Raw genomic sequence first — 20541 nt, forward strand, 5'->3', positions numbered from 1 at the left:
TGCGTGCGGACGGTGAATGCTTCTTATTTATCTTCTGGTCCTGGCTGCGTTCTCGACGGCCGTGTTCGTCCTGGCCCGGCGCGCCGCCCGCCGTCGCGCGACCGTCGCCAAGGCGCATAGCGCCGCCGGCTATCACGGCGCCTGGGCGCTGATCTGGGCCGCGGTCCCCGCTCTCATCATCCTGATTCTCGCCTCGACCTTCGACGCCCGCATCGAGCGGGCGGTGCTGATCGCCTCGGCGCCCGAGGCGGTGCAGGCCCTGGACGCGCCGCGCCGCGCCGCCTTCATCGAGGACGCCCGCATCGTCGGCGCCGGCGGGATGCCGCGCCAGATCTGGACCGGCGACCTGTCGACGGCGCTGCAGGAAGAGGCCGCCCGCGCGTCCCGCGTCGACGGCGCCCTGGCGTGGGGCGGTCTGATCGCGGCGATTCTCGCAGCCCTGATCGGGGCGGGCCTGGCCTGGCGTCAGACCCGGCCGGAATTCCGGGCGCGCAACCGGGTCGAGACCTTCGTCGGCGTGACCCTCTTCGCCTGTTCGGTCGTGGCGATCCTGACCACCATCGGAATCGTCGCCTCCCTGCTGTTCGAGAGCCTTCGCTTCTTCCAGATGGTGCCGATCACCGAGTTCCTGTTCGGCACCCAGTGGTCGCCGCAGATCGCCATCCGCGCCGATCAGGTGGGCTCCACCGGGGCCTTCGGCGCCGTGCCGCTGTTCGTGGGCACCTTCCTGATCATGATCATCGCCATGATCGTGGCCGGGCCGATCGGCCTGTTCTCGGCCATCTATCTGGCGGAGTACGCGGGGCCGAAGCGCCGCGCGGTGATCAAGCCGGTGCTGGAGATTCTCGCCGGCGTGCCCACGGTGGTCTACGGCTTCTTCGCCGCCCTGACGGTGGGGCCATCCTTCCGCGCCTTCTTCAACTGGATGGGCGCCCAGCTGGTGGGCGGTCCGCTGGACGGCCTGGGCCAGCATCTGCTGCTGGTGCAGAACCAGATGGCGCTGGTGGCCGGCGCGGTCATGGGGATCATGCTGATCCCGTTCGTCTCGTCCCTGTCCGACGACATCATCAATGCGGTGCCGCAGTCCCTGCGCGACGGCTCCTACGCCATGGGCGCGACCAAGTCCGAGACCATCAAGCGGGTGGTGCTGCCCGCCGCCCTGCCCGGCATCGCCGGCGCCTTCCTGCTGGCCGTGTCCCGGGCCATCGGCGAGACCATGATCGTGACCATGGCCGCGGGCCTGGCCGCGCGCACCACCCTGAACCCGCTCGAAACCGTCACCACGGTCACGGTCCAGATCGTCACCCTTCTGACCGGCGACCAGGAGTTCAACAGCGCCAAGACCCTGGCCGCCTTCGGTCTGGGTCTGACCCTGTTCGTGGTGACCCTGATCCTGAACTTCGCGGCCCAGCGCATCGTCCAGACCTACCGGGAACAATATGACTGACGCGACCCTGACCCGCGCCGGCGCCTCCGGTCGCAGCACCGCCCAGCTGAGGAAGAGCCTCAAGCGCCGGCACGCCCGCGAACGGCGGTTCAAGCTTTACGGCGTGCTGGCCATCGCCATCGCCATCGGCTTCCTGGCCCTGCTGCTGGGCCGGATCATCGAACAGGGCCACACGGCCTTCTGGACCCACACGGTGCAGACCGAGGTCTTTCTGGACCCCGCGCGCATCGACCCGGCCTATCCCGAAGGGACCAATTTCGACCAGTTGATCGCCGAACAGCAGCTGGCCCGCCTCGGGGTTCAGGATGACGAGAGCATGAGCGCCTCGCGCGACATGCGCCGGCTGATGTCGGCCGGGGTCGCCTTCGAGATGCAGCGTCTGGTGCGCGAAAACCCCGGGGTCATCGGCGACCGCATCACCGTGACCCTGCCCATCGGCGCGGACGCGGACCTCTATTACAAGGGCCAGCTGGACGGGGAGGGGGAGGAGCAATTCCGCCGCCTCAGCGACCGCCAGATCTTCTGGCTGGATCAGATGCGCGATCAGGGCCGCATCAAGGGCCAGTTCAACACGGGTCTGTTCACCCGTTCGGATTCCACCCAGCCCGAGCTGGCGGGCGTCCTCGGCGCGGTGGTCGGTTCGGCCCTGATGCTGCTGGTGACCGCCTCCCTGGCCCTGCCCATCGGCGTTGGCGCGGCCATCTATCTGGAGGAGTTCGCGCCCAAGGGCCGCATCACCGACATCATCGAGGTCAACATCAACAACCTGGCCGCAGTGCCCTCCATCGTCTACGGCCTGCTGGGTCTGGCGGTGTTCATCAACTGGATGCACCTGCCGCGCTCCTCGCCGCTGGTGGGCGGTCTGGTGCTGGCCCTGATGGCCCTGCCCACGGTGATCATCGCCACGCGGAGCGCCCTGAAGGCCGTGCCCCCCTCCATCCGCGAGGCCGCCCTGGCCATGGGCGCCTCGAAGACCCAGGCCGTGTTCCACCACGTCCTGCCCCTGGCCATGCCCGGCGTCATGACCGGGTCGATCATCGCCATGGCCCACGCCCTGGGCGAGACCGCGCCGCTGCTGCTGATCGGCATGGTCAGCTTCGTGCCGGGCGTGCCCGAGGCCATCACCTCGCCCTCCAGCGCCCTGCCGGTGCTGGTCTTCATCTGGGAGAACGCCTCGGAGCGCGCGTTCCATGAACGCACCGCCGCGGCCATCATGGTTCTCCTTGTTTTCATGATCATCATGAACGCCGCCGCCATCTATCTGCGGCGCCGCTTCGAACGTCGGTGGTAGTCCCCATGCGCTTCAATCTTTTCCGACAGCTGGACGGCGCCGAGAGCGGCGGGACCGCGGCGACCTCGCCCCTGCTGGCCCCGCCCCACGCCGCGCACCAGGAGCCCACCGGCCCCATCAAGATCCAGACCCGCGACGTCTCGGTCTTCTACGGCGACAAACAGGCCCTGTTCGACGTCAATGTGGACATTCCCGACAAGGCCGTGACCGCTTTCATCGGCCCGTCGGGCTGCGGCAAGTCCAGCTTCCTGCGCTGCCTGAACCGGATGAACGACACCATCTCCATCGCGCGGGTGAAGGGCTCCATCCGCATGGATGGCGAGGACATCTACGACAAGGCGCTGGACCCGGTGCTGCTGCGCGCCCGCGTCGGCATGGTGTTCCAGAAGCCGAACCCTTTCCCCAAGTCGATCTTCGAGAACGTGGCTTACGGCCCGCGCATCCACGGCCTGACCGACAACAAGACCGAGCTGGCCGACCGGGTCGAGCAGTCCCTGAAGCGCGCCGGCCTCTGGGCCGAGGTTTCCGACCGCCTCGACGCGGCGGCCACCGGCCTGTCGGGCGGCCAGCAGCAGCGCCTGGTCATCGCCCGCGCCATCGCGGTGGAGCCCGAGGTGATCCTGATGGACGAGCCCTGCTCGGCCCTGGACCCCATCGCCACGGCGAAGATCGAAGAGCTGATGGACGAGCTGCGCGAGGAATACTGCCTCGTCATCGTCACCCACTCCATGGCCCAGGCCGCGCGGGTGAGCCAGAAGACCGCCTTCTTCCACATGGGCGAACTGGTGGAATTCGGCGACACCGAGACCATCTTCCAGAACCCGCGCGACAAGCGCACCCTTGACTACATCACCGGCCGCTTCGGCTGAGGACCATCACCATGGCCATGAATGAACACACCGTCCGCGCCTATGGCGAAGAACTGAACGCCCTCACCGCCGAGGTGGCGCGCATGGGCGGTCAGGCCGAGGCCCAGATCAACGACGCCATCGCCTCGGTGGTGCGCCGCGATGTGGCCCTGGCCCGGCAGGTGATCGAGCGCGACGCCAAACTGGACGCCATGCACAACGAGATCGACCGCAAGGCGATCCGCATGATCGCCCTGCGCCAGCCCATGGCTTCGGACCTGCGCAAGTCGCTGGCGGCCATGAAACTGGCTCTGGATCTGGAGCGCACCGGCGACCTGGCCAAGAACATCGCCAAGCGCGGCCTGAGCCTGGCCGAGACCGAGCCCATGGCGCCCCTGACCCGCTCCATCGAGCGCATGGGCCGGCTGGTGTCCCAGCGGCTCAAGCAGGTGCTGGACGCCTACACCACCGGCGATGTGGAGCAGGCGGTCGCGGTCTGGTCCACCGACGACGAGGTGGACGAGCACTACAACGCCCTGTTCCGCGAACTGCTGACCTACATGATGGGCGACGCGCGCACGATCACCGCCTGCACCCACCTGCTGTTCATGGCCAAGAACCTGGAGCGCATCGGCGACCACGCCACCAACATCGCCGAGACCATCCACTACGAAATGACCGGCGAGGAGCTGGCCGGCGAACGCCCGCGCGCCACCGCCACCCCCAGTCCCAGTGAAATCGGCACGCCGGAGCAGAACGGATGATCCCTCACATCCTGGTATTCGAGGACGAGGACGCCCTGGCGACCCTGCTCCAGTACAATCTGGAAAAGGAAGGCTACAAGGTCAGCGTCGCCTCCGACGGCGAGGAAGGCCTGATGCAGGCCGAGGAGGAGACTCCCGACCTGGTCCTGCTGGACTGGATGCTGCCCAAGGTGTCGGGCATCGAGGTCTGCCGCCGCCTGCGCGGCCGCCCTGAAACCCGCAATGTGCCGATCATCATGCTGACCGCGCGCGGCGAGGAATCCGACCGGGTGCGCGGCCTGGACACGGGCGCCGACGACTATCTGACCAAGCCGGTCTCCATGGTCGAGCTGAACGCCCGCATCCGCGCGGTGCTGCGCCGCATCCGTCCCGGTCTGGCCGACGACCGGGTCAGCCACGGCGACATCATCATCGACCGCGTCGCCCACCGGGTGAAGCGCGACGGCAAGGAGGTCCACCTGGGCCCCACCGAGTTCCGCCTGCTGGACTATCTGATGCAGCACCCCGGCCGGGTGTTCAGCCGCGAACAGCTGCTTGACGCGGTCTGGGGTTCGGACGTCTATGTGGAGGTCCGCACCGTGGACGTCCACGTGGGCCGCCTGCGCAAGGCCCTGACCGTCACTGACGGGCTGCGCGATCCCATCCGCACGGTCCGGTCGGCGGGCTATGCGCTGGATCTTGAGGGATAAGGCCATGACCGATCACGCGACGCCGAACCTGCCGTCCCGTGATTTCGCCGCCACCTCGACTTTCTACGGTGCGCTGGGCTTTCAGGAGGAGTGGCGCGACGGCGGCTGGATGATCCTGTCGCGGGGCGACCTGACGCTGGAATTTTTTCCGCATCCCGATCTGGATCCGCTGCAGAGCGCCTTCGGCTGTTGCATGCGGCTGGACGACCTCGACGCCTTCTACGCCGTCTGCAAGGGCGCGGGTTTGCCGGAGACCGCCACAGGCCAGCCCCGCCTGCATCCGCCACGGCTCGAGCCCTGGGGCGGCCGGGTGGGCTTCATGATCGATCCCGACGGCACATTGCTGCGGCTGATCCAGAACCCGGACTGACGGCTCTCCTCCCCGCTCGCGGGGAGGGGGACCGCGCGGGCGATTCAGCCCGCGTGGTGGAGGGGGCGGCTCGGTTGTTGCCGGTGCGCGCCGCTAATCCCTTCCTCCCGCGCCGCCCCCTCCGTCACGGGCGCTGAATCGCGCCCGCGCCACCTCCCCATCTCCAAGGAATGGGGAGGAGAATTCGGGTTACATCCGCGCCAGCATCCACACCGCCATCCCGATCATCATCAGGTTCTCGGTCAGGGACACGAAGCCCAGCGGCACGTTGGAGTCCCCGCCCACGCAGGCGCATTTCAGCTCGCGCTTGTCGATGTAGACGGCCTTGAACACCGACACCGCGCCGATGCCGCCGATGACCAGGGCCACGGGCGCCGCCAGCCAGGTCAGGGCGCCTGAGATCATCATCACCCCGGCGAACAGCTCGGCGAACGGATAGACCTTGCCATAGGGGACCCAGCGCCGGGCCAGCAGGTCATAGTTCAGGAACATGGTGGCGAAGCCGGAAACGTCCCTCAGCTTCATCAGCGCCAGCAGACACATGGCGAAGGCGATGAACCACTCCACCGCGTGGATCGTCAGCACCGTCCCCATCATCGCCCATGTGGCCGCCAGGGCCATGAGGGCGGCCACGCCGAAGATGGCGATCACCGGCGCATAGGTGGTCGCCTCGGGGTCCTTCACCTTCAGCCCGAAGTGGCGCCGCAGGTCGTCGTAGCCGCCGATGCGCACGCCATCGATGAAGGTCTGGGGCGTGGTCTTCACCCCGTGCTCGGCCTTGAAGGCGTCGGTCTGCTCCCGGCTGGTCAGCCAGCGGTCGTCCACCGCATAGCCGCGCGATGTCAGCAGGTGTTTCGACTTCAGGCCCCAGGGACAGACATGCTGGTCCATCACCATGCGGTGCAGGACGGCGGTTTTCTTGGGGTGGTCGGTCATGGGAGCTCCTCTTGCCCTAAACCGGGCCCGTCCTATGTAGGTTCCGTACCATGGTACGGAGTCAAGGCATGGAGACGGACACCATCGGCGGCCTCGCCCGCGCGGGGGGCGTGGGCGTGGAGACGGTACGCTATTATCAGCGCCGGGGCCTGTTGCGCACGCCCGCGCGCGGCGACGGCGTGCGACGTTACGGACCGGATGACGCGCGGCGCCTGCGCTTCATCCGCACGGCCCAGACGGCGGGGTTCACGCTGGAGCAGATCGGCGAACTGCTGGTGCTCGACTCGGGCCGCGACCATGCCCGCGCCCGGGCTCTGGCCGGCCAGCGCATCCGGGATCTGGACGCCCGCATCGCCGAGCTGACCGCCGCCCGCGCCGCCCTGTCGCGTCTGGCCGAGGCTTGCGACCATGCGGAGGGGCCTTGCCCGATCATAGAAGCGTTCGAGATGGATTGACCCTTCTCCTCCCCGCGAGCAGGGAGGAGAAGCCGCTACCGCGGGTCCACCGTCTGGGCGATGCGTTCGGCCAGGGCGCGGTCCTCGCCGGTGACGCTGTGCAGCCAGACGTGGATCTGCCGACCGTCGCTTTCGCGCACGAACAGATGCTCCACCGCGCGGTTGGCGCCGTTCTCGTTGATGAGGATGGAGAGGCGGCCCCCCGCTTCGGTCCGGCGGCCGTCATAGATGGGGAAGGGCGAGCAGCAGCCGACATAGATGCCCACGAACGCCGTGTCGCCGCGTGACACCTGATAGACGTCGAAATCGGGGCCGGATGGGCGTTCCACCAGATCGAAAGCCTCGGGCACGTCCACGCGGAAGGCCAGTCCCGCCTGGGAGGTCAGGATTTCGAGCACCGGCGGCGGAGTCGTCTCGAGGACCGCTTCAGGAACGGGTTCCGGGGCGGGCTCCGGCGCCGCTTGGGGCTCGGGTTCGACGACAGGGTCGGGTTCAGGCGGCGCGGCGGCCGGCTCAGGCTCTTGCCGCATCTGCTCCAGCCGCTCTGACAGGCCCTCAAGGATGGGAGGCTCGGGGGACGGGTCTGCTTCGGGCGCCTCCCGTTGGGGGGCGGGCGCGGGCTGGGCCGCCTGGCCCGGCATCCGGTTCAGGCGGGAGGTGATGTCCTCGACCGGCGGCGCGGGAGTTTCAGGCGTCGGCTCGGCCTCGGGCGCGACCGCCGGTTCAGGCTCAGGCGCGGGCTGTGCCGCCTGGCCCGGCAGCCGGTTCAGGCGCGCGGTGAAATCCTCGGCCTCCTGCGCGGCGGCGGGAAAGGCGGGAAAGGCCAGGACCGTCAGGGCGGCGGCGATCAGCGTCTTGCGGAACATCATGGGGCGACTGTCGCGCCTCATCCCATGAACGGCAAGGCCCGAAGCGTGTAGGCCACCGCCGCCACAAGGACGAGCCCGGCGATGGACAGCAGGGCGAACCACATCAGCCGCTTCCACAGGGGCGGCAGCGGATCGTCGGGGCCGGGCGGGGGGACGGGTCTAATGATAGCCGGTCTCCGGGGTCATCTTGCCGCGGAACACCCAGTAGACCCAGGCGGTGTAGGCCAGGATGGTCGGCAGGATGAAGGCCGTGCCCCACAGCATCAGGCCGAGCGCATTGTCCGGCGCCGCGCCCTGACGGAAGTCCACCACATAGGGCACCACGTAGGGCGCGAAGCTGATCGCCAGCCCCAGATAGCCCGACAGGAACACCGTCAGCGCCCCCACGAAGGGCCAGCCATGCGATCCCTTGCGCGATCCGAGGAAGATCATGGCCAGTCCCGCCACGCCGAGCAGCGGGATGAGCGCGCGCGGCGCGAACACCGCCCAGTCGATCCCGCCCGTCAGGCCGTCGGCCCAGCCCCAGCGCTCGCCGATCACCGGATGGGCCACCAGGGTGGCCACACTGACCGCGGCCAGCAGGCCGGCGGTGGCCACGGCGCTGATCCCGGTCCATTTGCGGGCGTCGCCGTGCAGGTCGTCGGTGGTCTTGAGCATCAGCCAGGTGGCGCCCAGCAGGGCGTAACCGGCCACCAGTCCGCAGGCCACCAGCAGGGTGTAGGGGGTGAACCAGTCGAACGGCCCGCCCGCGAACCGGTCGTCCACCACCTGCACGCCCTGGATGAAGCCGCCGAGGATCAGCCCCTGGGCGAAGGCCGCCAGGACCGAGCCGAAGGCGAACATCTGGGTCCAGAACCGCCGCCCGCGATCCCGCGCCCGGAAGCGGAACTCGAAGGCCACGCCCCGCAGGATCAGCCCCGCCAGCATCATCAGCACGGGCAGATACAGCGCCGGCATCAGGATGGAATAGGCCAGGGGGAAGGCGGCCAGCAGCCCGCCGCCGCCCAGCACCAGCCAGGTCTCGTTGCCGTCCCACACCGGGGCGACCGTGTTCATCATCACGTCCCGGTCCCGCGGCGAGCGTGCGAAGGGAAACAGGACGCCCAGGCCCAGGTCGAACCCGTCCAGCACCACATAGAGCAGCACCGCCACGGCGATCAGTCCGGCCCAGATCAGGGCGAGGTCGAGGGTCATGACGGATCTCCCGGAAGGTCGCCGTCCACATCCTCAGGCGCCTTGGCCAGAGGTGACCCGGGCGCGCGGCGCTCCTCGGGAGCTCGCGCGGTGATCACGGCCTTCGGCCCTTCGGCCATCAGGCGCAGGATGAACAGGGCCCCGGCGGTGAAGACGATGGAATAGACGGTGATGTAGACCAGCAGCGAGGTGAGCACCTCTCCGGTGGTGACCGGCGACACGGCGTCGGCGGTGCGCAGGACGCCGTAGACCACCCAGGGCTGACGGCCGATCTCGGTGACCATCCAGCCGGCCAGCACGGCGATGAAGCCGGACGGCCCCATGACCACGGCGAAGCGCAGGAACCAGCGGCTGTCGAACAGCTTCTTGCGCCACAGCAGGACCGCGCCCCACAGGCCTAGCCCGATCATCAGCATCCCCAGCCCGACCATGATCCTGAAGGCCCAGAACACCATAAACACCGGCGGCTGATCCTCGGGGGCCAGCTGGTCCAGGCCCTGGATCACCTCGTCGCGGGGCAGGTTCTGGACCAGATTGCCGACGCCCGGGATGGACACCTCGAAATGGTTGGACTGGGTCGCGCGGTCAGGGATGGCGAACAGGTGCAGCGGCTGGTCGGGGCGGGTCTCCCAGTAGCCCTCGATGGCCGCCAGTTTCGACGGCTGGTAGTGGTGCGCCACCTCGCCGGACCAGTGCCCGGCCAGTAGTTGCAGCGGCGCGGTCACGGCGATCATGCCCACGGCCATGACCAGGGCCACGCGGCTGGCGGTCCAGCCCTGCGGCGCCTCGCCCGTCCTGCGGGTCTTCAGCACCTGGAAGGCCGAGGCCGCGCCCACCACCAGCGCCGTGGTCAGGAAGGCGGCCAGCAGCATGTGCGTCAGCCGCGAGGGGAAGCTGGGGTTGAACACCACCTCCCAGAAATTGGTGGCCTGGAAAACGCCGTTGACCAGGATCTCGTAGCCCTGCGGCGTCTGCATCCAGCTGTTGGCCGACAGGATCCAGAAGGCGGAGACGCTGGTGCCGATGGCCACCAGCACCGTGGCCAGGAAGTGCAGCTTCGGCCCCACCTTCTTCCAGCCGAACAGCATGACGCCAAGGAAGGAGGCCTCCAGGAAGAAGGCCGTCAGAACCTCATAGGCCAGCAGCGGCCCGATCACCCCGCCCGTCAGGCGGATGAACTCGGACCAGTTGGTCCCGAACTGGTAGCTCAGCACCACCCCCGACACGACGCCCATGCCGAAGCTGAGGGCGAAGATCTTCACCCAGAACAGGTACAGGGTCTGGAACACGTCCCGCCTGGTCCACAGCCACAGCCCTTCCAGCACCGCCAGAAACGCCGCCAGGCCGATGGTGAAGGCGGGGAACAGGATGTGGAACGCCACCGTGAAGGCGAACTGCATCCGGGACAGCAAGAGTGCGTCGAAATCCACGATCAGTTCCTTGAACAGCCCTGGGTGGTGTCGAACCGTGCGCTTGTGGACCGGTGATGTCCAGCGCCGCACCGCCGCGCGTCAGGCTGCCACAGGGTCAGGCCGCCGGCAGTTCGATCCAGAACGTGGCGCCTTCGCCCGGGGCGCTGATGACGCCGATCTCGCCGCCCTGCAGCTCGGTCAGGCGCTTGGCCAGGGTCAGGCCGATCCCGTGGCCCTCGATGGTGGACCGCTCCAGGCCCAGCCGGTTGAAGGGCTCGAACAGCTGGGCCTGCTTGTCGGGCGACAGGCCCGGTCCCTTGTCGATGACCTCGACCCGGATGTTGCGGCCCACGCGGCGGGTGCGCAGCATGACCATCCCGCCAGAGGCGCCGTATTTGACCGCATTGGTCACCAGATTTCCGATCACCTGGCTCAGGCGGATGGAGTCCGCCAGGGCCACCAGATCGTCATCGTCCCGCTCGGCGGTCAGGGCCAGGCCCTCGGCGTCCTTCTGCAGGGCGACGGTGCGGCGCACGTCCTCGACCACCCCGGCCACGTCCACCGGGCGCAGGTCCATCTGCACGGCGCCGGATTCGGCGCGGGCCACGTCCAGCAGGTCATGGGTCAGGGTCTCGATCTGGCGGGCGGTCTTGACCAGCATCCCCGCCATTTCGCCCTGGGTCGGGGTGACCGGCCCCAGCTGGCCCGAGGACCACAGGTCGCCGATGCCGATGATCCCGCCGATGGGGCTCTTGATCTCGTGCGCCACATTGGCCAGCAGGCGGGACTTGCCCGCGCTGGCCTTCTCCGCCTTCTGCTTGTCGGCGGCGGCGCGGGCGGCGAACAGGTCGCGTTCCTCCAGCATGGCCGCCACCAGCAGCATGGGCAGGCCCGTGGCGGCGGTGAACAACTGGGCCAGCATCACCTGCCCGGTCAGACCGGCGCCGGTCAGAGCCGTCATGGGGCCATGGCCGTGCAGGGTCGCGCTGATGGAGATAATCGCCGTGATCAGGATGCCGGCGGTGACCCCCACGATGCGCAGCCGCACCGCGATCACCAGCAGCAGGGGCACGATGATGAATTGAACAGGCGCCACCGCCTGGGTGAACAGCACCGTCACCAGCGCCGCCAGCCCGCCAAGCAGCACCACCGCCTCCGCCACATGCCACGGCCGGGCCAGACGGGCGAAATGGCGCTTGGTCACCGCCAGGCCAAAGGGCGCGAACACGGCGATGCCCAGGGCGTGGCCGAACCACCAGGTCTGGAGCGTGCTCAGGAAATCCTGGCCGTTCATCAGGTACAGCATGCCCGAGGCGAACAGGGCTGCGGGCAGCGGCGGGATCACCGCGGCGAGGATCAGGAATTTGGCGGCGCCCGGCACGGTGGCGATGTTCAGGTCCGGCAGGAAGCGGCGGATCAGCACCACGGCCAGCACCACCTCGATCATGTTGCCGATGGTGAACATGAAGGCCAGATCCGGCGAATTGCCCGCCAGCAGGTTTCCGCCCGCGAAACCCGTGGCGATCAGGGCCGCATAGGCCGCGTCATAGGCCTTGCCCTTGCCCGCGCGCAGCCAGGCGGTGACCGCCACGCCGCCCGCCGCCCACAGCGCGGCCACCAGGCCCGCTGAACGGCTGGTGGACACCGCCAGCACCACCAGGAAAGCCAGGATCACGGCCAGGAAGATCGGCGCGTGAGGCTGGCTCATCAGGTCGTGCCCGCGCCGCCACGAGCCCGCGCGCGCCTCTGCGGCGACGACGGCGGGATGGTCCAGGTCAGCGAGCGCGCGGCTCAGGATCATGGCGAAGGCTTTGAAAAATGGCGATACAGGACCGTCATTCAATCAGGCCTTTGCTAAATATCCCTTGCGATCAACCCATCAGGGTATTGAACCGCCGCACGGCCCCGGCCGGACCGTCCGGATGGCGCCACACCCCCGCGCTGACCGCCAGGAAGTCCGCGCCCGCCTCGATCAGGGGCCGGGCGTTGTCCACGGTGATCCCGCCGATGGCCACGCAAGGAAGGGCCATGGTCTCCTGCCAGATGGTCAGGATGTCCGGCTCGGGCCGGGCGGTGGTGTCCTTGGTGTCGGTAGGGAAAAAGGCGCCGAAGGCCACATAGTCCGCCCCCGCTTCCGCCGCCTCCATGGCCGCGTGGCGGCTGTCGCGGCAGGTGGCGCCGATCATGGCGTTCGGGCCCAGAATGCGCCGCGCGGCGTCCACCGCCGGGTCCTCGTCACCCACATGAACGCCGTCACAGCCCAGCTCGCCCGCCAGATCCGGCCGGTCGTTCAGGATGACGGCGACGCCGTGGGCATGGGCGACGGGCATGAGCCGCCGCACCGCCGCGCGCACCTGATCATCATCAGCGGGCTTGAGCCGGATCTGCAGGGCCGCCACGTCTCCGGCCCCCAGGGCGGCCTCCAGTTCGCCAGCGAAAGCCTCCAGATCAGGCAGGGCAGGCGGGGTGATCAGATACAGGCGGCAAGGGGCATTCGAGGTCATGGCCGGGGGGTGCGCCGTCTTGCCTCACCGGTCAAGACTCACGAGCCTGATCGGCTGAAGTGGAATCGCTTCGCGATTCCGCTGATGCCGTGAATCAGGCTCCAGATAAAAGCGAGAGCATGATTCACGCTTCTGCCGGAACCGCAAGGCGGTTCCATCCGAAACGATCATGCTCTGCGCATGCGAACGATTTGCATGGCCCGCGAGTCCTGCTATGGAGAGTCGTTCTCAACGTATCGGGTCGGGCGACCACACCGTGTACATCTGCAACTGCAACGGCATTCGCGAACGGGACGTGGCCCGCGCCATCGAGGCGGGGGCCCAGCGTCCGCGCGACGTCTTCGCCCGCAACGGCTGCCAGGCCCAGTGCGCCAAATGCGTCTGCGAGATGCGCGAGATGATCCAGGAATCGCGCCAGGCCTTCGCTCTCGCCGCCGAATAGAAGTGCGGGCGAGATTTACTCGCAATTACAATAAGCTGATAAGTATTCGCAGGTGAACAATCGCCGGCGAAGCGTGTTATGCCTCATGTTATGGGCGCGGCCGTCGTGTGAGCTGCTCCCGGAACGAAAAGGCTTGAGACCATGAAGGGCGATCCCGCGATCATCCGGACGCTGAACGGCGTCCTCACCAATGAGCTGACTGCGGTGAACCAGTATTTCCTGCATGCCCGCATGTTCGAAAGCTGGGGCCTCAGTCATCTGGGCAAGGTCATCTACGACGAATCCATCGGCGAGATGAAACACGCCGACAAGCTGATCAAGCGCATCCTGTTCCTGGACGGCCTGCCCAACCTGCAGGACCTGCACAAGCTCAAGATCGGCGAGACCGCGCCGGAATGCATGGGCGCCGACCTGCAGCTGGAGCTGGACGGCCGCCGCGACCAGATCGAGGCCATCAAGCAGTGCGAGGCCGCCGCCGACTTCATCAGCCGCCAGATCCTGACGGAAATCCTGTCGGACACCGAGGAGCACATCGACTTCCTCGAGAACCAGCTGAACCTGATCAAGCTGCTGGGCGAGCAGAACTGGCTGCAGAGCGCCATGAAGGACATCGAGCCCGACGGCGCCGCCACCGGCAACTAGCCGGAACCCCATCCCGCCTGACCTGTTCCGTTCCCTGACTCATCCAACAGGGAGAACACCGCCATGCCTCGCCCCCGCCCCGTCGACCGGTTCCTGAACAGCAAGGGCCGCAGCGGACGGCATGTGGCGACAGGTCTGGCGGTCACTGCCGGCGTCGGGCTCGTGGCTTCGGCCCTGGTGGCCCTCACCGCTGATCCGCGCGAGACGGCGCCCGACCATGACGGCCGCCCGATCGTCCAGAAACCGCGCAACGGCTACAGCATCCTTCTGCCTGCCCTGATGTCGGCCGCGACCCTGGCCGGCCTGCGCGTCTGGAACGCGCCCTCGGGGCCGGACCGCAACAGCGCCCTGCGTCTGTGGGGCGTGTCCCAGGCGGTCAGCGCCTTCTGGATGGCCTCGCGTCCGCGCAGCATGGCTGGTCAGATGGTCGCCGCCATGATGAGCGCCGGCATGGCCGCCGCCTTCGCCCACCAAGCCCGCAAGCTGGACCCCCGGGCCGGTTTCATGGCCTCGCCCATGGGCTCAGCCGTCCGCTGGGGCAACATGATCGGCGACAGGCTGCACGGACGGGGTCGTCCCGACGGCGCAACAGTGCACTGATCAGTCTGTGGCGCGCGTGACCGGGCGCTCACCGCCCTCGGGCAGCAACCGGACGCCCCGGTCGCCCACGAACACCAGCACCTCCAACCCCTGCGCCGCGCCGCTACGGGCCCAGTCGCGCAGGGTCGTCTGATAGGGCTCGCGCCGCCACGCCTGCGGGTCCGCGCCGTCCGCCTCGATGATCAGGCGCTGGCCGCCGTTTTCGGAATGCATCACGAACCCGGCGCGGTCGGGCCGCCAGTCCTCGTCCAGGTTCGGGGCCAGCAGCCAGGTGCAGTTGAACGCGCCGCAGGCGGAGGGCCGCTCCGCATAGATCGAACAGCCGCGCCCCTTGCGGAAATGGCCGCACCATTTGCGCGGGGGCTTGGCGATGGCCTCCACCCCCATGATCTTGCAACACAGGCCGCAGTCGCCGCAGGCGCGGGGTGGAGCAGGGGCGGCGGCGGACGCGGTCATCCCCTGACGCTACAGGGCCGAAGGGCCCGCGTCAGGAGGCTTGCCAGACTCACTATTGCGATGCATTCTCAATATCGCATTCACGGAGTCCGGCCCATGATCGTGCTCGCCACCGGCGCCCACAGCCTCGCCCGCCTGATGCAGGCGGATCGCCCGCGCCGCGGGCCCCGGGCCGACCCGCCGCCGAAACCGCCGTGCACAGCCGGAAGGACGTGATTCCCAATCCTCCCCCATCGGGGGAGGGGGACCGCGTAGCGGTGGAGGGGGCTGGACGGCCGTCTGGCTGTTCGATCGCCCGCGCCATCGGCGATCCAGCCACCCCCCACCCGCCGCCGCCCGGCTTCAGCCCCCTCCGTCTCGCCGCGATGCGGCGATCCACCTCCCCCGATGGGGGAGGATTGGCCGACTTCATCCCGCATTGAGGCGCGCTGACCGATCAGGTCTCAGCCCAGCCAGCCGCGCCGCGCGCCCCAGGCCAGGGCCAGTTCCGGCCAGACGGCGGCCGGACGCCCCACGATCTGGCGGATGCCGAAGCCGTGGCCGCCCTCCTCGAACAGGTGGGTCTCGACCGGCACGTCGGCCGCGCGCAGGGCCGTGGTCAGCATCATGGCGTTCTCGGGCGGGACCGCGCCGTCGTCCATGGCGTGGACGATGAAGGTGGGCGGGGTGTCGCGGCGGGGCATGGTCTCCAGCGACCAGTTGCGGATCTGGTCTGCCGTCGGATTCTCGCCCAGCAGATGGCTGCGGGACCCGGCGTGCGCATGCGGGTCGGTCAGGGTCACGACCGGATACATCAGGATCGACAGGTCCGGGCGCGCCGATACGGCGTCCGCCGCGTCCACGGCCTCATAGACCGCATCCCCGTGCCGCGCCGCCAGTGTGCCCGCCAGATGGCCGCCGGCCGAGGCGCCCAGCGCCCCGATGCGGTCCGGGTCGACGCCGTACTGCGCCGCATGGGCGCGGATCAGGCGCATGGCCCGCTGGGCGTCCTGCAGCGGCGCGTTCGGTCCCGCCGCCCAGTTGTCGCCGGGCAGGCGATAGCGCAGCACGAAACAGGTCACCCCCGCCGCCGCGAACACCCGCGCGCAGTCGTAGCCTTCCTTGTCCACCACCGCCCAGCGATAGCCTCCGCCGGGGATCAGCAGCAGGGCAGCGCCGTTGGGCCGCTCGGGCCGGAACACGGTCAGGATCGGGTCGGTGGTGTAGACGGCGAAACGGTCGTGAAACGCGGGGTCCTCGGACCGCTCGTTCACTTGAGCGACCACGGTGACGTTCTCGCCCCCGGGCGCGCCACCCGGCCACAGCCGCACCGTCTCGGTGGGATCGGCGGGCGCCCGCTCCGGTGTCACGGCGGCGGCCCGCACCGCCTCGCTCCAGGGCGCCTGGGCCAGCACCGGCGAGGCGGTCAGGCCGAGGCCTGCTGCGGTCAGCAGGCTGCGACGGTGGATGGTCATGCGGGATCTCCATTGCCTGGCGTCCATTCAGGCAGCGCCATTTCAAATCGGTCGAAGATGAATCCAGGCGCCACGGTGCAGGTGACCAGGGTCCAGCCCCCCAGCGGCCGCGCGGCCTGCCAGGCGTTCGGGGGCACGACCACATGGGGCCGCTCGCCCGCCGCCAGATCCGCGCCGAGCACATGACGGACCGGCTCCGCGTCGCCCGTCATGGCGATCCCCAGCTCCACCGGCCCGCCGGCGTTGAAGCTCCATACCTCGGCGGCGTCGGTCACCCGGTGCCAGTGCGAGCGCTGTCCGGCCGCCAGCAGATAGTGGATGGCCGTGGACGCCGCCCGTCCCGGCGCGACCTCGGCCGCGTCCCGGAACGTCTCACGGAACCAGCCGCCCTCCGGATGGGGCTCAAGGTTCAGCAGGGCGACGATCTCGGCGGCGGTCATGCCGCCACCATAACGCCCATGACACCGGTGGCCAGACTAAACCACCTCGCGCCGCGACAGGTGTGCCAGCATCAGGCCCAGCACCAGGATCCCGCCCCCCAGCCCGAGCATGAGCGCCAGATCCGCCCGCGCCGGGTCGGTCGCCAGAACATTGACCGGCATCTGCCAGGGCATGAACACCCCGTTCTTCGCCGAGGTGGCGACCACCGCGAAGAAGGTCCCGCCGATGCCCAGCACCAGCCCCGGCACGAAGCTCCTGAACCGCAGCGCCGCCCACAGCTGGATGGCGGTCAGCAGGGCCCCTGCCGCGAAGATGCGGGCGTGCAGCCAGACCATGGTCGTCCAGTCGATGACGCCGGTCGGCGCGATCCCGGGCTTGATCAGTCCGGCCAGGGCGCCCGCGCCGGCGGCCAGAACCAGAACCGTCGCCTCCATGGCCGCGACCACCAGAAACACCGCGCCGGCCTTGGCCGCCAGCAGCCGCCATCGGCGGACCGGCAGGGCGAACAGATGCTCCCAGCTGCGGGGGCCGTGCTCCATCTGGGCCACAAGGGCGGTCAGGGCGGTCACGCTCATGGGCAGCATGAAATAGGCCCAGATGGCGGCGGCCTGCATCATCACCATGGACCAGTCCTGGGCCGTCTCCAGCCGCAGCAGGTTGAAGAAGAGGAACAGGGCGATCAGGCCCGGCGCCGCCACCGCCAGCAGGGCGGCGAGCGAGCGATTGAGCTTCAGCAGCTCCACGGACAGGGCGGTCAGCATTCAGGCGGCCTCCTTGCTGGCGGTCGGCAGGCGGTTCTGGTCCGCCACACGTCGGTAGAGGGTCTCCAGACCGGGACGTCGCGGCGTCAGGGCGAAGACCGCAATCCCCGCCTCCACCAGCGCCCGATTCAGGCCCGCCGCCGCCGCCCGGACGTCGTCGCCGGGCCGCAGCCGCACGGACAGGGCGTCGCCTTCCAGAAGATCAAAGCCCCGGGCCAGGAGGAGCGGCCGCGCCCGATCGGGCTGGTCCACCTCCACGTCCAGCCCCGGCGCGGCGCGGGCGGTCAGGTCCGCCAGCGCCCCCTGAACCGCCAGCCGCCCGGCGAGGATCACCCCCACATGGGTGGCGGTCTGCTCCACCTCGTTCAGCAGATGGCTGGAGACCAGCACCGTCGCGCCGGTTCGCGCGGGCAGCCCCGCCAGAAAACCGCGCATGTCGACGATGCCGTCGGGGTCCAGACCGTTGGTGGGCTCGTCCAGGATCAGCACCGGCGGCGCCCCCAGCAACGCCCGGGCGATGCCCAGCCGCTGTCGCATGCCCAGCGAATAGTCCGACACCCTGCGGTGCGCGTCAGGGCGCATCTCCACCACCTCCAGCACCCGGTCCGTCTCCTCCCGCGGCAGGGCCAGCAGGCGACGGGTGATCTCCAGATTCTCGCGCCCGGTCAGATTGGCGTGAAAGCCGTGCGCCTCCAGCAGGGCGCCCACCTTGCGGGCCGCGCCCATCCGGTCCGCCGCCACGTCGATCCCCTCGATCAGCGCCCGGCCCTCGCTGGGCCGGATCAGACCCAGAAGCATCTTCAGGGTGGTGGTCTTTCCCGCGCCGTTGGGACCCAGAAAGCCATAGACGGCCTGCGGCGGAACCTGCATCGCCAGGTCCTGAACCGCCGTCCGGCCGCCGAAGCGGCGCGTCAGGCCGCAGGTCTCGATCGCAAGGGTCATCGTCCATCTCTTTAAGTCTTAGCTCAAGTTGCGGACCAAGCGTTTTTAAGTCAAGATTAAAGAAAATTCAGCCGGATCCCCCATGACGCCCTCCCGTTCGACCGCCTTTCGCCGCATGTGCGCCCAGTACCGCTGGCTCGCCGTCTTCATGGTGGCCAGCGTCGGCGGGCTGCTGCTCTTCGTGCATCTCATCTTTCCGCTGATCCTCGCCCTGCGGGGCGAGACCGGGCCTCTGGCCCGGTGGCTGCCGGAGGTGATCTGGGTCTCGCCGACGGCCTTCTACCTGTTCGCCGTCTGGTCCATCGGCGCCGCCATGGGGCAGCTTGCGAAGGGTCGCCTGATCCAGCCCATCCTGTCCGACGCCTTGCGGCGGGTGGGCCTGGCCCTGGGCTTCGGCGGCCTCCTGAGCGTGTTCGGCGTCACCAACCTGATGCGGCTGATCGAGGGGGGACGAGGCGGCTGGGCCTATTTCGATGTGGCCGGCATGACCCTGGGCATGATCGGCGGCGCCCTGTTCCTGCTGGGGCGGGTCGTCGACCACGCCGGGCGGGTCCAGGCCGAGCTGGACGCGATGATCTGATGCCGGTGCGCGTGACCCTCGACGCCCTGATCGTCCGCAAGGGGATCAAGGCCCGCGACCTGGCTGCCGAGGTGGGGATTTCGGAAACCCAGCTGTCCCTGTTCCGCTCGGGCAAGGTCAAGGGCATCCGCTTCCGCACCCTGGCGCGGCTGTGCGCGGCGCTGGGGTGCAGACCGGGCGATCTGCTGGACTATGATTTCGACCCCGCCGATCTGGCCCGGGACGAGGAGGACTAGCCCCGGTCAGGCCATCTCGACCGCCATGGCCACGGCCTCGCCGCCGCCGATGCACAGGGACGCCATGCCCTTGCCGCCGCCCCGCGCCTGCAAGGCTGACAGCAGGGTGGACAGGACCCGGGCCCCCGACGCGCCGATGGGGTGGCCCAGGGCGCAGGCGCCGCCGTGCACGTTCAGCCGGGCGTGGTCGATGTCCAGCTCGCGCATGGCGATCATGGCCACCACGGCGAAGGCCTCGTTGACCTCCCACAGGTCCACCTCCGACGCGCTCCAGCCGGCCCGCTCCAGCGCCTTCTTCATGGCCGGGACCGGGGCGGTGGTGAACAGGCCCGGCTCGTGGGCGTGGGCGGCGTGGGCCACGACCCGGGCCACGATGGGCAGGTTCAGGGCCCGGGCCACGCTCTCGCGGGTCATCACCAGCGCCGCCGCGCCGTCCGAGATCGAGCTGGCGTTGGCCGCCGTGATGGTGCCGTCCCTGGCGAAGGCGGGCTTCAGGGTCGGGATCTTGTCGGGGCGCGCCTTGCCGGGCTGTTCGTCCACCGAGACCGTTTCGGTCCCCTTGCGGCTGGTCACCTCCACCGGAGTGATCTCGGCCTCGAAGGCGCCCGAGGCGATGGCGGCGTTGGCGCGGCTCAGGCTCTCGATGGCGTAGGCGTCCTGGTCCTCGCGGGTGAACTGGTACTGCCGCGCCGCCTCCTCGGCGAAGGACCCCATCAGGCGGCCGGGCTCATAGGCGTCCTCCAGACCGTCCAGATACATGGTGTCGGAGATCACGTCGTGACCGATGCGCGCCCCGCCCCGGTGCTTGGCCATGACGTAGGGGGCGCCGGTCATGCTCTCCATGCCGCCCGCCACGATGATCTCGGCGCTGCCGGCCTTCAGGGCGTCGTGCGCCATCATGGCCGCCTGCAGGCCCGAGCCGCACATCTTGTTGACCGTCGTGGCCTCCACATGGCGGCCCAGCCCGGCGCCGATGGCCGCCTGACGCGCCGGCGCCTGGCCGAGCCCGGCGGGCAGGACGCAGCCCATCACGATCTGCTCGACCCGCGCCGCCTCGACCCCGGCGCGCGCCACCGCCGCCTTGACGGCGGTCGCGCCCAGTTCGGTGGCCTTCACCCCCGTGAAGACGCCCTGGAAGCCCCCCATGGGGGTGCGGGCGAACGAACAGATGACGACGGGATCGGACATGGCGGTTTCCTGGGCGGCTA

24 protein-coding genes are annotated in these 20541 nt (G+C 69.2%); 12 read left to right on the plus strand and 12 right to left on the minus strand.

Features of this window, described 5'->3' with window-relative positions; translation table 11 throughout:
* The first annotated feature begins 16 nt into the window (after window positions 1-16).
* The 6 genes from pstC to C0461_RS05215 are packed head-to-tail and all read left to right on the plus strand — an operon-like array spanning window position 17 to window position 5409.
* Window positions 17-1447: a phosphate ABC transporter permease subunit PstC gene (gene pstC / locus C0461_RS05190; protein WP_292104556.1), complete on the plus strand. Its 1431-nt coding sequence runs from the start codon at window positions 17-19 to the stop codon at window positions 1445-1447.
* A complete protein-coding gene (pstA, locus tag C0461_RS05195; protein WP_292104557.1) occupies window positions 1440-2738 on the plus strand; it encodes a phosphate ABC transporter permease PstA in 1299 nt (432 codons plus the stop codon). The genes pstC and pstA overlap by 8 nt, the downstream gene beginning before the upstream one ends.
* A gap of 5 nt (window positions 2739-2743) precedes the next feature.
* The gene (gene pstB, locus C0461_RS05200) at window positions 2744-3607 is read left to right on the plus strand and encodes a phosphate ABC transporter ATP-binding protein PstB (protein WP_292104558.1); all 864 of its coding nucleotides are present in this window, start codon (window positions 2744-2746) and stop codon (window positions 3605-3607) included.
* 17 nt (window positions 3608-3624) lie between these two features.
* Complete coding sequence (gene phoU / locus C0461_RS05205) at window positions 3625-4350, plus strand: phosphate signaling complex protein PhoU (RefSeq protein ID WP_292104611.1); 726 nt, start codon at window positions 3625-3627, stop codon at window positions 4348-4350.
* Window positions 4347-5039 carry a phosphate regulon transcriptional regulator PhoB gene (phoB, locus tag C0461_RS05210; protein WP_292104560.1) on the plus strand — a complete coding sequence of 231 codons (693 nt, stop codon included), beginning with the start codon at window positions 4347-4349 and terminating at the stop codon, window positions 5037-5039. The genes phoU and phoB overlap by 4 nt, the downstream gene beginning before the upstream one ends.
* A gap of 4 nt (window positions 5040-5043) precedes the next feature.
* Window positions 5044-5409, plus strand: a complete 366-nt coding sequence (locus C0461_RS05215; protein ID WP_292104561.1) for a bleomycin resistance protein — start codon at window positions 5044-5046, stop codon at window positions 5407-5409.
* A 189-nt stretch (window positions 5410-5598) separates the two neighbouring features.
* Here C0461_RS05215 and C0461_RS05220 read toward each other — a convergent pair whose 3' ends face one another.
* Complete coding sequence (locus C0461_RS05220; protein ID WP_292104562.1) at window positions 5599-6345, minus strand: glutaredoxin; 747 nt, start codon at window positions 6343-6345, stop codon at window positions 5599-5601.
* Between the two features lie 68 nt (window positions 6346-6413).
* Here C0461_RS05220 and C0461_RS05225 point away from each other — a divergent pair, with 68 nt between their 5' ends.
* On the plus strand, window positions 6414-6800 hold the full coding sequence (locus C0461_RS05225) for a MerR family DNA-binding protein (protein WP_292104565.1): 387 nt from the start codon (window positions 6414-6416) through the stop codon (window positions 6798-6800).
* 35 nt (window positions 6801-6835) lie between these two features.
* Here C0461_RS05225 and C0461_RS05230 read toward each other — a convergent pair whose 3' ends face one another.
* The 5 genes from C0461_RS05230 to thiE all read right to left on the minus strand — a co-directional run bounded on the left by C0461_RS05230 (window position 6836) and on the right by thiE (window position 12779).
* The gene (locus C0461_RS05230; RefSeq protein WP_292104566.1) at window positions 6836-7669 is read right to left on the minus strand and encodes a hypothetical protein; all 834 of its coding nucleotides are present in this window, start codon (window positions 7667-7669) and stop codon (window positions 6836-6838) included.
* 159 nt (window positions 7670-7828) lie between these two features.
* Window positions 7829-8863: a cytochrome d ubiquinol oxidase subunit II gene (gene cydB, locus C0461_RS05235; RefSeq protein WP_292104568.1), complete on the minus strand. Its 1035-nt coding sequence runs from the start codon at window positions 8861-8863 to the stop codon at window positions 7829-7831.
* Complete coding sequence (locus C0461_RS05240; protein ID WP_292104570.1) at window positions 8860-10293, minus strand: cytochrome ubiquinol oxidase subunit I; 1434 nt, start codon at window positions 10291-10293, stop codon at window positions 8860-8862. Before C0461_RS05240 ends, cydB begins: the two co-directional genes overlap by 4 nt.
* A gap of 97 nt (window positions 10294-10390) precedes the next feature.
* A complete protein-coding gene (locus C0461_RS05245; RefSeq protein ID WP_292104572.1) occupies window positions 10391-12076 on the minus strand; it encodes an ATP-binding protein in 1686 nt (561 codons plus the stop codon).
* A gap of 70 nt (window positions 12077-12146) precedes the next feature.
* Window positions 12147-12779 (minus strand): thiamine phosphate synthase, encoded by a 633-nt coding sequence (thiE, locus tag C0461_RS05250; protein WP_292104574.1) that lies wholly within the window; start codon window positions 12777-12779, stop codon window positions 12147-12149.
* Window positions 12780-13035: 256 nt separating this feature from the next.
* Here thiE and C0461_RS05255 point away from each other — a divergent pair, with 256 nt between their 5' ends.
* From C0461_RS05255 to C0461_RS05265, 3 genes are all read left to right on the plus strand, one after another.
* Window positions 13036-13221, plus strand: coding sequence for a (2Fe-2S)-binding protein (locus C0461_RS05255; protein ID WP_292104613.1), 186 nt, complete (start codon window positions 13036-13038; stop codon window positions 13219-13221).
* A gap of 141 nt (window positions 13222-13362) precedes the next feature.
* Window positions 13363-13863, plus strand: coding sequence for a bacterioferritin (gene bfr / locus C0461_RS05260; protein WP_021696756.1), 501 nt, complete (start codon window positions 13363-13365; stop codon window positions 13861-13863).
* A gap of 63 nt (window positions 13864-13926) precedes the next feature.
* Window positions 13927-14463 carry a TspO protein gene (locus C0461_RS05265; protein ID WP_292104577.1) on the plus strand — a complete coding sequence of 179 codons (537 nt, stop codon included), beginning with the start codon at window positions 13927-13929 and terminating at the stop codon, window positions 14461-14463.
* Here C0461_RS05265 and C0461_RS05270 read toward each other — a convergent pair whose 3' ends face one another.
* The 5 genes from C0461_RS05270 to C0461_RS05290 form a co-directional block, all read right to left on the minus strand.
* Window positions 14464-14919, minus strand: coding sequence for a YkgJ family cysteine cluster protein (locus C0461_RS05270; protein WP_292104578.1), 456 nt, complete (start codon window positions 14917-14919; stop codon window positions 14464-14466).
* Window positions 14920-15362: 443 nt separating this feature from the next.
* Entirely contained in the window at window positions 15363-16373 is a 1011-nt protein-coding gene (locus C0461_RS05275; RefSeq protein ID WP_292104580.1) for an alpha/beta hydrolase, read from the minus strand.
* Complete coding sequence (locus C0461_RS05280; protein ID WP_292104582.1) at window positions 16370-16813, minus strand: cupin domain-containing protein; 444 nt, start codon at window positions 16811-16813, stop codon at window positions 16370-16372. The genes C0461_RS05275 and C0461_RS05280 overlap by 4 nt, the downstream gene beginning before the upstream one ends.
* A gap of 36 nt (window positions 16814-16849) precedes the next feature.
* Window positions 16850-17575 (minus strand): ABC transporter permease, encoded by a 726-nt coding sequence (locus C0461_RS05285; RefSeq protein WP_292104584.1) that lies wholly within the window; start codon window positions 17573-17575, stop codon window positions 16850-16852.
* The gene (locus C0461_RS05290) at window positions 17576-18517 is read right to left on the minus strand and encodes an ABC transporter ATP-binding protein (RefSeq protein ID WP_292104586.1); all 942 of its coding nucleotides are present in this window, start codon (window positions 18515-18517) and stop codon (window positions 17576-17578) included.
* An 82-nt stretch (window positions 18518-18599) separates the two neighbouring features.
* Between C0461_RS05290 and C0461_RS05295 the strand changes: the two genes are divergently transcribed.
* Together C0461_RS05295 and C0461_RS05300 are read left to right on the plus strand one after the other, a co-directional pair.
* Window positions 18600-19097, plus strand: coding sequence for a DUF2975 domain-containing protein (locus C0461_RS05295; protein ID WP_292104587.1), 498 nt, complete (start codon window positions 18600-18602; stop codon window positions 19095-19097).
* Entirely contained in the window at window positions 19097-19333 is a 237-nt protein-coding gene (locus C0461_RS05300) for a helix-turn-helix transcriptional regulator (protein WP_292104589.1), read from the plus strand. The genes C0461_RS05295 and C0461_RS05300 overlap by 1 nt, the downstream gene beginning before the upstream one ends.
* A gap of 6 nt (window positions 19334-19339) precedes the next feature.
* Here C0461_RS05300 and C0461_RS05305 read toward each other — a convergent pair whose 3' ends face one another.
* Window positions 19340-20521, minus strand: a complete 1182-nt coding sequence (locus C0461_RS05305) for an acetyl-CoA C-acyltransferase (protein WP_292104591.1) — start codon at window positions 20519-20521, stop codon at window positions 19340-19342.
* Window positions 20522-20541 lie beyond the last annotated feature (20 nt).

Origin of the sequence: Brevundimonas sp. (assembly GCF_013823285.1) — a bacterium.
In the GTDB taxonomy this organism is placed as follows: Bacteria; Pseudomonadota; Alphaproteobacteria; order Caulobacterales; family Caulobacteraceae; genus Brevundimonas.

Excerpts from the sequence above, each read along its gene's own strand:
- C0461_RS05215 (WP_292104561.1), top strand. The coding sequence starts at position 5,044 with ATGACCGATCACGCGACGCCGAACCTGCCGTCCCGTGATTTCGCCGCC.
- pstB (WP_292104558.1), top strand. The coding sequence starts at position 2,744 with ATGCGCTTCAATCTTTTCCGACAGCTGGACGGCGCCGAGAGCGGCGGG.
- C0461_RS05295 (WP_292104587.1), top strand. The coding sequence starts at position 18,600 with ATGACGCCCTCCCGTTCGACCGCCTTTCGCCGCATGTGCGCCCAGTAC.
- C0461_RS05225 (WP_292104565.1), top strand. The coding sequence starts at position 6,414 with ATGGAGACGGACACCATCGGCGGCCTCGCCCGCGCGGGGGGCGTGGGC.
- C0461_RS05230 (WP_292104566.1), bottom strand. The coding sequence starts at position 7,669 with ATGATGTTCCGCAAGACGCTGATCGCCGCCGCCCTGACGGTCCTGGCC.
- pstA (WP_292104557.1), top strand. The coding sequence starts at position 1,440 with ATGACTGACGCGACCCTGACCCGCGCCGGCGCCTCCGGTCGCAGCACC.
- C0461_RS05305 (WP_292104591.1), bottom strand. The coding sequence starts at position 20,521 with ATGTCCGATCCCGTCGTCATCTGTTCGTTCGCCCGCACCCCCATGGGG.
- thiE (WP_292104574.1), bottom strand. The coding sequence starts at position 12,779 with ATGACCTCGAATGCCCCTTGCCGCCTGTATCTGATCACCCCGCCTGCC.
- C0461_RS05280 (WP_292104582.1), bottom strand. The coding sequence starts at position 16,813 with ATGACCGCCGCCGAGATCGTCGCCCTGCTGAACCTTGAGCCCCATCCG.
- C0461_RS05265 (WP_292104577.1), top strand. The coding sequence starts at position 13,927 with ATGCCTCGCCCCCGCCCCGTCGACCGGTTCCTGAACAGCAAGGGCCGC.
- cydB (WP_292104568.1), bottom strand. The coding sequence starts at position 8,863 with ATGACCCTCGACCTCGCCCTGATCTGGGCCGGACTGATCGCCGTGGCG.
- C0461_RS05300 (WP_292104589.1), top strand. The coding sequence starts at position 19,097 with ATGCCGGTGCGCGTGACCCTCGACGCCCTGATCGTCCGCAAGGGGATC.
- C0461_RS05290 (WP_292104586.1), bottom strand. The coding sequence starts at position 18,517 with ATGACCCTTGCGATCGAGACCTGCGGCCTGACGCGCCGCTTCGGCGGC.
- phoU (WP_292104611.1), top strand. The coding sequence starts at position 3,625 with ATGAATGAACACACCGTCCGCGCCTATGGCGAAGAACTGAACGCCCTC.
- C0461_RS05220 (WP_292104562.1), bottom strand. The coding sequence starts at position 6,345 with ATGACCGACCACCCCAAGAAAACCGCCGTCCTGCACCGCATGGTGATG.
- bfr (WP_021696756.1), top strand. The coding sequence starts at position 13,363 with ATGAAGGGCGATCCCGCGATCATCCGGACGCTGAACGGCGTCCTCACC.
- C0461_RS05285 (WP_292104584.1), bottom strand. The coding sequence starts at position 17,575 with ATGCTGACCGCCCTGTCCGTGGAGCTGCTGAAGCTCAATCGCTCGCTC.
- pstC (WP_292104556.1), top strand. The coding sequence starts at position 17 with ATGCTTCTTATTTATCTTCTGGTCCTGGCTGCGTTCTCGACGGCCGTG.
- C0461_RS05245 (WP_292104572.1), bottom strand. The coding sequence starts at position 12,076 with ATGATCCTGAGCCGCGCGCTCGCTGACCTGGACCATCCCGCCGTCGTC.
- phoB (WP_292104560.1), top strand. The coding sequence starts at position 4,347 with ATGATCCCTCACATCCTGGTATTCGAGGACGAGGACGCCCTGGCGACC.
- C0461_RS05270 (WP_292104578.1), bottom strand. The coding sequence starts at position 14,919 with ATGACCGCGTCCGCCGCCGCCCCTGCTCCACCCCGCGCCTGCGGCGAC.
- C0461_RS05275 (WP_292104580.1), bottom strand. The coding sequence starts at position 16,373 with ATGACCATCCACCGTCGCAGCCTGCTGACCGCAGCAGGCCTCGGCCTG.